Consider the following 12,828-nt stretch of genomic DNA (forward strand, 5'->3'; position numbering starts at 1 on the left):
TTTATTTTAAAAAGGTAAAATACTGCTTTAGAATTTCAGCATTTTCAATTTCAGTCGTATCTACTTCCAGGATTTTGGGCCTTTCGTCGTGTTTAAAGAAATTATCCAAAACTCTAATCAGCGTTTCTTCATCGTCAACCTTTGTATAACCAAATCCAAAATGCTTGGCTAAATGCTCCGTATTTTTATGATGTTTAGTCATAATAAATTCGTCTAAAGCTTTGGTCGTACTTGGTCCCGGAATAATTTTGAAAATGTCACCGCCGCCATTATTGAAAACGATAATTCGGGTATAAGGCGGAATATAATTATTCCACAATCCATTAATGTCGTAGAAAAAACTAATATCTCCCGTCACTAAAACGGTTTGTTCCGCACTTTTCATAGCATAGCCCATCGCAGTAGAAGTTGAACCATCAATACCACTGGTGCCGCGGTTGCAATAAATACTGTTGTGTGGGAAATCAAAAAGCTGCGCATATCTGATCGCCGAGGAATTACTGATGTGAAGATTTACATTTTTTGGCAGTTTTCCCGGCAGTATTTCGAAGAGTTTGAAATCTGAAAATCCTGTTGCTAAACAATATTCTGCGTGTTTTAAATCCTTTTTATCGCGCAATACATCCCATAAATTAAAATAGGGACTTGGCTCTAGCTTAATGAAGTTGAGCAATTTTGCAAAGAACTTTTCGGGAGAAGTTTTAATCTTTTCCGTCAAGGCAAAATAGGTATCAGGATGCCAAACTTCGTCAATATGCCAATGATTGGCAGGTTTTGCTTTCCGTAGAAATTGCTTCACTTTTTTCGAAACCACGTTTTGACCGACTGTGATCAGCAAATCTGGAGCATACAGTTTAAAATCTTCTTCTGTAAAATTAAATATATAACGATCGATATGTCCGAAAAATTTCTCGTGTCGTAAATTTGAGTTTGCTTCTTTTAAGATGACAACACTATGATTTTTAACAAGTTGAGATAATTGCATTTCCAGTTCTTCACTGTAATCACGCGTTCCCACCAAAATCATAATGCGTTTTGAGGTATTCCATTCTGCAGCCAGGTTGGGAGAAAATTCAAATTGCGAATATCGGATCGTTTTTTCCACCGGGGAAAATTTGGGCAATTCTGAAACCAATTGATAAAGTGGTTCTTCTAATGGAATATTAATGTGTACAGGACCTTGTTTTTCGAAGCACACTTCTATTGCTTTTTTAATTATGCTGAAGTTTTCTTCGTCAGCGTTTTCCTGCGAATCTTCCAAGAGTTGAAAATCGCCGTAGGAATGCTGTTGATAAAGATCTTTTTGGCGAATGGTTTGTCCATCGAAAATATCCACATAATCGGTCGGACGGTCTGCAGTAAGAATGAGCAACGGCGTGTTTTGAAAAAAAGCTTCGGTCACGGCCGGATAATAATTGGCTGCAGCAGAACCACTTGTGCACGACACAGCAACTGGTTTTTTCAAACTTTTCGCCATTCCTAAAGCTACAAATGCTGCACTTCTTTCATCAACAATGCTGTAGCAGTTCAGTTCATCCATTTCAGAGAAGTGTATGGCAAGCGGAGCATTCCGGGAACCGGGGGAAATAATGACATCGTAAATTCCGTATTCTTTTAAGAGATATCCTAAAATCTGAATGCTGCGTTTAGCGGAAAATTGCTTCATAGTCTGAATTGATTGACGCAAATTTAATGATAATTAACTTTAATAAAGCAGTCATAGATTCCTGTTTTCGTACAAACTGGATGTTTTTAAGATGTTAAATGTCATCCTGTAAAATTGTTCATTTTTCTTTAATGATTTAAAACTTTTGTAACTTTAACTACCTAAAAATCAAATGCCGGTCATTTCCTTTTTAGCATTTCAATAAAATAAAAAACCAAAATATTATGAGTGCTAATACCAAAGATCTAAGAAATGTAGTGTTGCTCGGTCACTCCGACAGTGGCAAAACTACGCTGATAGAAACCATGATGTACGAGGGCGGGGCGATTAAACGCCGTGGCAGCGTGAATTCACGAAACATGGTGAGCGATAATACCGATTTGGAACGCGAAAAAGGAAAAACTATTTTCTCCCATCAGATGTTTGTTAACTGGCGGAATAATAAAATAAACATGATTGATACGCCGGGATTCGATGATTTTATTGGGGAAGTCGTGTCATCTTTAAAAGTTGCAGATACCGCAATAATTGTTTTAAATGCAGCCAATGGCGTAGAAGTAGGAACAGAACTCGTTTGGGAATATGTGGAGAAATATCAAACACCCGCAATATTTGTAATCAACCAAATGGATCATCCGAAAGCTGATTTCGAGAAAACTTTGGACCAGGCTAAAGAACGATTTGGGTCGAAACTTATTCCTTTGCAATATCCTTACAATTCTGGCGAGAATTTTAATTCCATTATTGATGCATTACGAATGGTGATGTATGAATTTCCTGCTGATGGTGGTAAACCAGAGAAAAAACCCATTCCGAAAAGTGAAATGGAAAGAGCCAATGCCATGCACAACGCCTTGGTGGAAATCGCGGCGGAAAATGAAGATGGTTTGATGGAGAAATATTTCGAAGAGGGAAATTTATCGGAAGAAGAGCTTGCCAAAGGAATTACGATTGCACTTGCAAAACAGCAGTTTTTTCCGGTCTTCATCACCAGCGGATTGAAAGATATGGGAAGTGGTAGATTAATGGGATTCATTGATGATATTGCACCTTCTCCGGCAGAAAGACCTGCACGAAAACTAGAAAACGGCGATGAGGTTTCCTATGATTCAAATGACAAAACAACAGTATTCATTTATAAAACAACCTCGGAACCACAAGTTGGACTGATTTCTTATTTTAAAGTTTTGAGTGGTAAACTGAAACCAGGCGACGAATTGGTAAATGCGGAAAACGGCGAAACAGAGCGTATTTCTCAGCTTTTTGTGGCGGAAGGAAAAGAAAGAATTCCTGTAGATGAATTGGTTGCTGGTGATTTAGGCGTAACTGTAAAGTTAAAATATGCACGTTCTAATCACACTTTAAATTCCAAAGGTGTCAATCGAAAAGTTCGTCCAATGGAATTCCCGGAAAGTAGAATCCGAAAAGCTATTTCTACCGAAGTTTCCTCAGACATGGAAAAATTGGTAACGGCTCTACATAAAATTCAAGATGAAGATCCAACCTTGGTTGTAGAACAATCTGTAGAACTAAAACAGACAATTTTGCACGGTCAGGGTCAGTTGCACCTTGATTTGGTTACCCAGCGTTTAGAAAAAGAGTTCGGTGTGAAAATGAAATTTGCCGCTCCGAAAATTCCTTATCGCGAAACGATCACCGGAAAAGCTGAGGCCGATTACCGCCATAAAAAACAGTCAGGCGGCGCGGGTCAGTTTGGGGAAATTCACCTTCGATTAGAAAATTACTATGACGGAATGGAAGAGCCCACCGGCGTAAATATCCGACAGAAAGACATAGAAGAACTGCCTTGGGGTGGAAAATTGGCTTTTTATTGGTGTATCGTGGGAGGTTCTATTGACAACCGCTATATTGGAGCCATTAAAAAAGGAATTATGCAACAGATGGAAGCTGGACCTTTAACAAGTTCCTATTGTCAAAATATTCGTGTGACGGTTTATGATGGAAAAATGCACAGTGTAGATTCTAATGATATTTCTTTCCAATTGGCCTCTGCTGGAGCATTTAGAGAAGCTTTTCATCAGGCAAAACCACAACTTTTAGAACCAATGTATGCAGTTGAAATTCTTTGTCCCGATGAAGATACCGGTGACGTAATGGGCGATTTACAAACCCGTCGAGCGATTATTTCAGGAATGGATTCAGAAACGCATTATCAGAAAATTCTTGCCGATGTTCCTTTGGCAGAGTTGGATGATTACGGATCAACTTTACGTTCTATTACAGGCGGACGCGCAAAATTTACGATGAAATTTTGTAATTATCAATTGGTTCCAATGAATGTTCAGCAGGAGTTGGTTAAGAAAAATTCACCAATGGTTGAAGTGTAAATAGGAAAGCAGGAAAGCTTTGGTAATATGTTTTAATGATTAAATGAGAAACCTCGACGAAAGCCGAGGTTTTTTTAGTTTTATATATCTCTAAATTATTTACGCCTTTTCCAGTTGTACTGTAAAATGTCGTAATATCTCTGATTCCCAAGTGATATTATAGCCTTTTTTGATTTCATCTCTGCGATCGTAGACATTTTTAATTGCTGCTGCAATATAATCCATGTGATTATTGGTGTACGTCCTGCGCGGAATGGCCAAACGAACCAGTTCTAATTTAGGATAGCGATTTTCCCGGGTTTCAGGATCACGATCCGCTAATAAAGTTCCGATTTCTACTGTTCTGATGCCGGCTTCCTTGTAAATTTCATTGGCTAATGTTTGAGCCGGATATTCTTCCCGCGGAACATTCGGTAAAAATCCCAAAGAGTCTATGAATACCGCATGACCACCAATTGGTTTCTGCACAGGAATGCCATATTCTATTAATTTATTGCCCAAATATTCGACCTGTGAAATCCGGCTTTCTAAATACTCAAACTCCGTGGCTTCATTTAAACCAACGGCTAACGCAGCCATATCTCTTCCAGCCATTCCGCCGTAGGTAATAAAACCTTCAAAAATAATGGTAAAGTTTGATGCTTTCTTAAAAATATCTGCATCATTCAGCGCAATAAAACCGCCGATATTCACCAGACCATCTTTTTTAGAACTCATCGTCATCCCAACGCCATAGGAAAAAGCTTCTTTGGCAATTTCTTTAATCGTTTTGTTTTCCTGGCCTTTTTCCCTCATCTTAATGAAATAGGCGTTCTCTGCAAATCTTGCGGAATCAAAGTAAATTGGTATTCCATACCGGTCAGAAAGTTCTTTTACAGCCTTCATGTTTTCTAACGAAACCGGTTGACCACCCGAAGAATTGCAGGTAATGGTAATTAAACAAAATGGAATTTTTTCTTTAGGATGCGCTTTGTAAACTTCTTCTAATTTTTCTAAATCGATATTTCCTTTGAAAAGGTGAGGATCTTCAATGTCAAATGCTTCATCAACCGTACAATCGATGGCGTGGGCTTTTCTAATTTCAATATGTCCTTTTGTGGTATCAAAATGAGAGTTTCCTGGAATAACGTCGCCATCTTTTACCAAAACTGAAAACAAAACATTTTCCGCAGCCCGTCCCTGGTGGGTTGGAAGTAAATATTGGTATCCGGTAATATTGCGAACGGTTTCGTGCAATTTTTCGAAACTTTTCGAACCTGCGTAACTTTCGTCGCCTGTCATCATCGCGCCCCATTGTTGGTCGCTCATGGCGCCCGTTCCAGAATCGGTTAACAAATCAATATAAACATGGGTTGATCTGAGATTAAATAAGTTGTAGTGTGCATTTTTCAGCCATTCTTCTCTTTCTTGGCGGGTAGACTGGTGAATTTCTTCCACCATTTTTATTCTGAAAGGTTCAGCGTAAGGTAATTTCATTTAGGATAATTTAAGGTTGAGTGTAAGGAAATTCAAAATTTCCGATGTAAAATAAATGTGAAAGATTAAGTGTAAAAATGTTAATCTTTAATCATCCTAACTTCATTCCGGTGCTTTGAAAACATTATCATCTGAATGAAATCCTGCCACGCCACCACTTACCGCGAACTTCATCGCCTGTGCTGCGCTTACATTTTCTAAAACGACAATATTGCTGGCCTGAACGAAAACAACCCAACCGGAAACCGCGTAAGAATGCGGTAAATAAACCGAAACATAACTCGGAAAGCCAACGGAAGAAAGATCACTTTGTGTAAGAAAACCGATACGCCAAACATCCGGATTATCCGAAGTTTTGATGAGAACAGGTTGATTAAATTTCTTTTTATCGCCCACGAAGGAAGTCATTACATCCTTGAGCGAAGTATAAATGAATTTAATTCCCGGTGTATGTTCCAATAAATAGTCGAAACTGTCTACAATTACCCGTCCGATAATAAATTTACTTCCTATAAAACCAATTATAGTAATGCTGCAGATGACAATAAGAAAAGTAATTCCTGGATAAAACTGTTGTGATAGTGAGGGTAGAATATTGTCGATGCTCGATACAACATACCAGATAATCCAAACCGTGAGGGCGAAAGGGCCGATAATAAGCAAACCCTGGAAAAAAGATTTTACCAGTACATTGACGAGGTGTTCAATTTTTTGTTTGTTCATCTACTTTGCTTGCGACGGTCAATTATTTTACATTGGTAAAAATAGGTAAAATTTCAGCTGCTTTTAGCAACAATTAGCCATGAATAGATTCTTTTTTTCCATAAGATTTTATGATTTCTGCTTCATAATCCAACCATTCTTCCCAGCGTTGATTTACTTCTTCTACATTCCCTAATTGTCTCGCAAAGCCAATGAATGTCGTGTAATGTCCCGCTTCCGAGATCATGAGCTCTTTATAAAAAGTTTTCAGTTCTTCATCTTTAATGTTTTCTGTCAGCACCCGGAAGCGTTCGCAACTTCTGGCTTCGATCATTGCTGCAAAAAGCATTCTGTCGATAATATATTCTTTTCGCGTACCCTGAACAATAAATTTGAAAAGCTGTCCTACATAATCATCTTTTCTTTCTCTACCGAATTCATAACCACGTTTTTTAATAATTTCATGAACCATTTGAAAATGCTCCAATTCCTCTTGGGCAATTTTTAAAAGTTCGGTCACAATCTCTGGATATTCAGGACACATGGTGATAATTGTGATGGCATTGGTCGTGGCTTTTTGTTCGCACCAGGCGTGATCGGTGAGAATTTCCTCCAGGTTACTTTCTGCAATATTCGCCCATCGCGGATCGGTGAGCAATCTTAATTTGAACATGGTAATTTTTTTACAAATTTAATAATTTAAAGTTCAGCGAATTAAGTTCATCAGACTTCTTAATATGATAAAGAATTTTAAGTATATTTACATTATACCTTTTCAGGTGGCATAAATGTTGAATAAAAGGAAAATAACATTAAAAAAATAAATTATGAACACACAAGCTTTAACAAACAGATTTGAAAAATTCGGAATTCTAGTACTTACTTTTTTCTTCAGTGTAATGACATTTGCGCAGGATGCAGTTAAAACGCCAGATGTTGGGGTAGATGTTACTACAACTAAAACTACAACTACAGAAGAATGGTTTACAAACCCTTTATATTGGGTAGTTGGTGCTTTATTGTTGATTATCTTAATCGCTGTAATTGCAAGAGGAAATAAAAAGGATTAATTTCATTTCTTAATATTTACTACTGCTTTGGTTTGTACCGAAGCAGTTTTTTTGCGCAGAAATTCTAATATTTTCCAGCCTAATGCATCTACTTTTTTCAAGCCTTCGGCAATAAGAATTGCTAAACCAATATTTAGTGCGAAAATAATAGGTAAAAATAATCCCCCATGTAAATACTCTTTTAGCGGAACGACCAAGAAGTAGATGAGCGAGGAACTCATTCCTTGCGCGAAATAATAGAAAATGGCGTTTTTACCGATGTAAGTAATGAAATTGTTTTTCTCAATTTTCAGGCGGTTGTACAGAACCAAAAGCGTGAGCAATGAAAAACTTGACCAGAAAATATACAGCAGTTTGGGGGGGAATTTCGCTTTGTTCATTCGCAAAAACAGATCTTTTCCGTAATTATAAAAGAGGAAAATGAGAATGAGAAATAAAATTCCATACAGAAAAGGGACGAGTTTCGTTGGGATTTTCTTGCCTTTTAACTGGTGTGCGATCAAAAATATTCCGAGGTATAAAGCGACGTAACCAACTTGCCCTGTTGGATAAAATTGTGGAATTAAGTTGAAAATAAGGGTAAGTCCGAAACAGATGGCTATAAAATAATTGATGTGTTTCGAAAAGAATCTCAAAATTAAAACCCCGAAAACCGTCAGAATAAAATAGACTTTCAGATACCAAAAACTTCCCATCACGACAGGAAAAGTATCTGCATTCGTATATTGATGCAAATACCAATTGCCCAGATTCTGCCACTGTGGAATATCCGAGATGTTATTAGGAACATACTTGGTGCCGAAGGTAGAATAGAAATTTTTCATCCAGTCTAAGCCAAAGACATTCAAGCCGAATACTTTAAAGAAATAATCCAGGAAGAAAAGAAACGTCACAAATATCATGAAGGTGATCTGCAGCTTTAAAAGACGATAGAGTGTTTTTTCTACATTTCCTCCAGATGTTAATCCACTTAAAGCGTAAAAGAGCGGAACATCTATTAATAGTGATAAAACGCGAACTTCTGTGGGAACATAATATTGCCCAGACCAGTAAACGGTATGAATGAAGATGATGGAAAGTGTTGCAAAACCTTTGGCAAAATCAATGTAGAGATCTCTTTTCATAATGGTAGGAAAAATCAAAAGTACTTAAAAAAGGCTTTAATAGTGAAAATTTTAATTTCAAATTGAGATTGATGGATGAGGCGCTAACACTTTGAATATAAATATTATGTGAAATTTAAAATTGCGTTGTGGATAACTCAAAATTATTTCTTATTTTTGCACCTCGAATTAACTAACAAAATTTATAAACAATGTTTGCAATTGTAGAAATAGCAGGGCTTCAATATAAAGTTGAGCAAGACCAGAAGTTGTTTGTAAACCGTTTGAAAGGAGATAAAGGAGGGAAAGTTTCCTTCGATAAAGTTCTTCTTACTGTAAACGGTTCTACATCAATCGGCGCCCCAGCTGTAAGCGGTATCACAGTAGATGCTGAAATCTTGGATCACGTGAAAGCTGATAAAGTAATCGTTTTCAAGAAAAAAAGAAGAAAGGGATACGAAAAGAAAAACGGTCACAGACAATCTTTAACTCAAATTCAAATTACCGGTATTACTGGTTTTGATAAGAAAGAAAAGAAAGAAGACAAAAAAGTTGAGCCTAAAGCTAAAAAAGAAGCAGCAGTTTCTGAAGAAGCTCCAGTTGCTAAAAAAACAACCAAAAAATCAGACAGCGAAACCGCTGAATAATTTTAACCAAAAAACCTTAAAATAAAATGGCACATAAGAAAGGAGTTGGTAGTTCCAAAAATGGTAGAGAATCGCATTCTAAGAGATTAGGTGTTAAGATTTTCGGAGGACAAGAAGCGATCGCTGGAAACATCATCGTAAGACAAAGAGGTACAACACATCATCCTGGGGAAAACGTAGGAATGGGTAAAGACCACACATTGCATGCGTTGATCGACGGTAAAGTAGTTTTCAGAAAGAAAGCAAACGACAGATCATTTGTATCTATTGAACCGAACGCTTAATTAAAAAGTGTTTACAATATAAAATCCCAATCGCAAGATTGGGATTTTTTTATGGACAATTATTTTTAATGATTATTGGCCTTTGTTCAGGAAAGCATCCCAACCCTGCGCATTCAAAGCAATCAATTCATTGCTGCCACGGGCGACTAAATAATTACCCTGATCCAAATCTACGGCGTGACCGATGATTGTAAAATCTGGATGGTTTTTTATCTTTTCAAAGTCATTCGGAGAAATTGTGAAGAGTAATTCGTAATCTTCACCGCCGCTTAACGCGCACATAATGGGATTTAAATTTAATTCTTCCGCCGTGGAAATGGTTAAGGAATCCATGGGAACTTTTTCCTCATAAATACGGAAACCAACTTTACTCTGATCCGATAAGTGTAGCGTTTCAGATGATAGTCCATCCGAAATATCTATCATGGAAGTCGGTTTAATATCCAATTCTTCCAAAGCTTTTTTAATATCGGTACGAGCTTCCGGCTTTAATTGTCTTTCCAAAATATAATCGTAACCTTCCATTTCTGGTTGCATATTAGGATTTGCTAAAAATACAGAATGTTCCCGCTCCAAAATTTGCAATCCCATATAAGCGCCGCCTAAATCACCCGTAACTACCAGTAAATCATTGGCTTTAGCACCACTTCTCTTTACTATATTTTCAGAATTTTCTAAACCAACCGCTGTAATATTAATGATCAATCCGGAGGTTGAGCTTGTGGTGTCGCCACCGACTAAATCAACTTTATAATGTTTACACGCCAGAGAAATTCCCGCGTAAATTTCTTCCAAAGCTTCCACTGGAAAACGATTTGATGCTGCGATTGCTACTAAAATCTGCGTGGGTTTCGCATTCATAGCCGCAATATCGCTGAGGTTTACCACCACCGCTTTATATCCCAAATGTTTTAGCGGAACATAGCCCAAATTAAAGTGAACACCTTCCGCCAGAATATCTGTCGTAATTACTACTTTTTGATTTTCGGGATTGATGACGGCGCAGTCATCTCCAATCGAAATTTCAGTTGAAGAATTGGCTGAACTAAAGTTTTCGGTAAGATGTTTTATCAAGCCAAATTCGCCGTACGCAGAAATGGGCGTGAGATCCATATTTTTATCTTCGAGCATAATTTTTTATTTAAAGGATACTAATTTACTGCTATTCTGCAGGTTTATCGTCACTTTTCTTTTTCCAGGTAAACGTGTTATGTTTATGAAAAGGTTCTATATTTTCTGGCTTAAAAGGAAGATCTTTCAAGTCGGCGCGTGTTAATATTTTTACATTTTCACTTTTAAATTCGTCCAGCACTTCCAAAATATCATCAGGTGGAGTCGTGGCTTTTCGCAGCATGGTATCAATCCAAACGCCTGTGGCTTCGGCAGTTGCACAATGTGTTCCGTCGGGTAAATAAAATTTATGCACGAACTGGTAAATACTTGCATCTTCCGACATTCCTGAAATTTCCGCGGTTACAAAAACAGTTTGATCCGCGTAAATCTCTTTAAAAAAAGAATATCTTTCGTGCAGAATTACAGGACCAATTCCCCAGTAACTCAGTTCCTTGAGGCCCATTTTGTGACTTCGCATAAAAGCCATTCTGGTTTGCGCGCAATATTCTACATACGAAGAATTGGCCAAATGACGGTTCGCATCGATGTCGCTCCAGCGCACCTCAAATTTATAGTGATAATGAGACATAATTTTTAGGTTTTATATTTGGGCGCCTTTATCCGTCTTCCGTTCCCTCCCGGTTTTGCAACCGGGATCCACTCAAGCCGGGGCGCAGGTTTCGCTTCCGAAAAAAGGTATTTTATAATTCCCAAAATTAAGCATTAATGATGGGTTAGAAAAATGGTATTTTTGCAGAAACTCGATGTAAGCTTTGATTACATCGCTCAATTCTAATTTGTGGTTGAAAGGGTAATTCTATGAAGAAAAAAAATATTATCATCATTGGCGGAGGCGCTGCGGGATTTTTCTGCGCTGCAAATCTAGACGAGACAAAATTTAATGTAACCATTTTAGAACAAAATTCAGAGGTCTTACAAAAGGTTAAAATTTCCGGTGGTGGACGTTGTAATGTTGCGCACGCGTGTTTCGATCCGAAAGAACTCGTACAATTTTATCCCCGCGGAAATAAAGAATTGCTCAGTGTTTTTCATAAATTTCAGCCAGGTGATACCATGGAATGGTTTGATCAGCGAAACGTACCCCTAAAAATTGAAGCTGATAACCGTATTTTTCCGGAAAGTAATTCTTCCCAAACGATTATTAATTCTTTAATGGAGGAAGTTCAGAGAAAAGGTTTCGAAGTCCGCACCAAATCTGTAGTTCTCGACATCCACAAAAAAGAAAACCAATATACAATCACCACAAACACGGAAACATTTCTTGCAGACTTTGTTGTTTACACGACGGGAAGTTCTCCAAAATCCCTGAAACTTATTCAAAAATTAGGTCACACCATTGTAGATTTAGTGCCGTCTCTTTTTACCTTTAATATTAAAGATGAAACATTAAAAGATCTGATGGGAACCAGCTTTCCGAATGCAGAAGTTTCAATTCCTCATTTAAAAATGGACGAATCTGGTCCGATGCTCATTACGCATTGGGGACTTTCGGGTCCTGCAATTTTAAAGATTTCGGCCTGGAAAGCGCGAGAATTAGCTGAGCTCAAATATAAATTTGAAATCATCGTTAATTTTTTAGGACTTGATCGGGAAAATGCTGAAGAAACATTTGCCACCTTCAGAAAAGAAAATCCAAAAAAAAATATAGGCAGCTCGAAGATTTTCGATATCACTTCACGTTTTTGGCATCGAATCCTTTGGTTGGCTAAAGTTGATTTAAATAAAAATATTTCAAACATTACAGGTCCGGAACTGACGAAAATTATAGAGAATCTCTGTGAAAATAAAATGCAGGTTACGGGTAAATCTACTTATAAAGATGAATTTGTAACTGCCGGCGGCATAGAGTTGAAAGAAATAAACTTTAAAACGATGGAATCTAAACTGCTTCCAAATTTTTATATTGCAGGGGAAGTCCTGAATATTGACGCAGTTACGGGTGGTTTTAATTTTCAGGCGTGTTGGAGTGAAGGATGGTTAATCGCCGAAGCGCTAAACTGTTAAAGCAAGTTTAACATAATATAGAGATTGTGGTTTGTATAATTTTATTAAATTTGCCAAAAGTTTTTAAACAATGAGAAAATTACTTCCAATATTTGTATTTCTGTTACTACTTACCTCTTGTCAGACCTTAGTAGTTACCCCAAAGCAACCAATGCGTACCAATTCGCTTGATCTTTATACGACTTATCGTGTTCAGACTGCTAATGAGAAAACCATGAAAGTAAAGGTTTTAAAACAGGATAACGAAAAAATTTATGGGAAATTAAAATCCGGTGAAGATGTAATCATCGATAAAGTAGATGTTCGTACGGTAAGAAAAACTGATGTTTTAACATCGTTACTTGTTGCCGCTGCCGCCGTTGCTGCCGTTGTATTTATCCCTATTTAAAAAAAA

13 protein-coding genes are annotated in these 12,828 nt (G+C 37.4%); 6 read left to right on the forward strand and 7 right to left on the reverse strand.

The features are described from left to right. Position 1: 1 nt before the first annotated feature. Positions 2-1,666: a 2-succinyl-5-enolpyruvyl-6-hydroxy-3-cyclohexene-1-carboxylic-acid synthase gene (menD, locus tag LC814_RS09455; protein WP_226063686.1), complete on the reverse strand. Its 1,665-nt coding sequence runs from the start codon at positions 1,664-1,666 to the stop codon at positions 2-4. 224 nt (positions 1,667-1,890) lie between these two features. On the opposite strand from menD, the gene LC814_RS09460 reads away from it, so the two are divergent. Next, entirely contained in the window at positions 1,891-4,014 is a 2,124-nt protein-coding gene (locus LC814_RS09460; RefSeq protein ID WP_226063687.1) for an elongation factor G, read from the forward strand. Between the two features lie 99 nt (positions 4,015-4,113). Here LC814_RS09460 and tnaA read toward each other — a convergent pair whose 3' ends face one another. From tnaA to LC814_RS09475, 3 genes are all read right to left on the reverse strand, one after another. Continuing rightward, positions 4,114-5,490 (reverse strand): tryptophanase TnaA, encoded by a 1,377-nt coding sequence (tnaA, locus tag LC814_RS09465; protein WP_226063688.1) that lies wholly within the window; start codon positions 5,488-5,490, stop codon positions 4,114-4,116. 102 nt (positions 5,491-5,592) lie between these two features. Continuing rightward, on the reverse strand, positions 5,593-6,213 hold the full coding sequence (locus tag LC814_RS09470; RefSeq protein WP_226063689.1) for a DUF502 domain-containing protein: 621 nt from the start codon (positions 6,211-6,213) through the stop codon (positions 5,593-5,595). A 73-nt stretch (positions 6,214-6,286) separates the two neighbouring features. Beyond that, entirely contained in the window at positions 6,287-6,865 is a 579-nt protein-coding gene (locus LC814_RS09475; protein WP_226063690.1) for a MiaE family protein, read from the reverse strand. Positions 6,866-7,019: 154 nt separating this feature from the next. Between LC814_RS09475 and LC814_RS09480 the strand changes: the two genes are divergently transcribed. Continuing rightward, complete coding sequence (locus LC814_RS09480; protein WP_226063691.1) at positions 7,020-7,262, forward strand: hypothetical protein; 243 nt, start codon at positions 7,020-7,022, stop codon at positions 7,260-7,262. Between the two features lie 2 nt (positions 7,263-7,264). Here LC814_RS09480 and LC814_RS09485 read toward each other — a convergent pair whose 3' ends face one another. After that, positions 7,265-8,386, reverse strand: a complete 1,122-nt coding sequence (locus LC814_RS09485) for an acyltransferase family protein (RefSeq protein ID WP_226063692.1) — start codon at positions 8,384-8,386, stop codon at positions 7,265-7,267. 191 nt (positions 8,387-8,577) lie between these two features. On the opposite strand from LC814_RS09485, the gene rplU reads away from it, so the two are divergent. After that, positions 8,578-9,012: a 50S ribosomal protein L21 gene (rplU, locus tag LC814_RS09490; RefSeq protein WP_226063693.1), complete on the forward strand. Its 435-nt coding sequence runs from the start codon at positions 8,578-8,580 to the stop codon at positions 9,010-9,012. Between the two features lie 26 nt (positions 9,013-9,038). Further along, complete coding sequence (rpmA, locus tag LC814_RS09495) at positions 9,039-9,296, forward strand: 50S ribosomal protein L27 (protein ID WP_226063694.1); 258 nt, start codon at positions 9,039-9,041, stop codon at positions 9,294-9,296. Between the two features lie 72 nt (positions 9,297-9,368). On the opposite strand, the gene thiL is transcribed toward rpmA, so the two are convergent. Continuing rightward, entirely contained in the window at positions 9,369-10,427 is a 1,059-nt protein-coding gene (gene thiL / locus LC814_RS09500; RefSeq protein WP_226063695.1) for a thiamine-phosphate kinase, read from the reverse strand. Positions 10,428-10,458: 31 nt separating this feature from the next. After that, the gene (locus LC814_RS09505; protein ID WP_226063696.1) at positions 10,459-10,998 is read right to left on the reverse strand and encodes an acyl-CoA thioesterase; all 540 of its coding nucleotides are present in this window, start codon (positions 10,996-10,998) and stop codon (positions 10,459-10,461) included. 230 nt (positions 10,999-11,228) lie between these two features. On the opposite strand from LC814_RS09505, the gene LC814_RS09510 reads away from it, so the two are divergent. Together LC814_RS09510 and LC814_RS09515 are read left to right on the forward strand one after the other, a co-directional pair. Then, a complete protein-coding gene (locus LC814_RS09510) occupies positions 11,229-12,434 on the forward strand; it encodes a BaiN/RdsA family NAD(P)/FAD-dependent oxidoreductase (RefSeq protein WP_226063697.1) in 1,206 nt (401 codons plus the stop codon). Positions 12,435-12,504: 70 nt separating this feature from the next. Then, the gene (locus LC814_RS09515) at positions 12,505-12,822 is read left to right on the forward strand and encodes a bacteriophage spanin2 family protein (RefSeq protein WP_226063698.1); all 318 of its coding nucleotides are present in this window, start codon (positions 12,505-12,507) and stop codon (positions 12,820-12,822) included. Positions 12,823-12,828: the final 6 nt, after the last annotated feature.

Source organism: Kaistella polysaccharea, from assembly GCF_020410745.1.
Lineage (GTDB): Bacteria > Bacteroidota > Bacteroidia > Flavobacteriales > Weeksellaceae > Kaistella > Kaistella polysaccharea.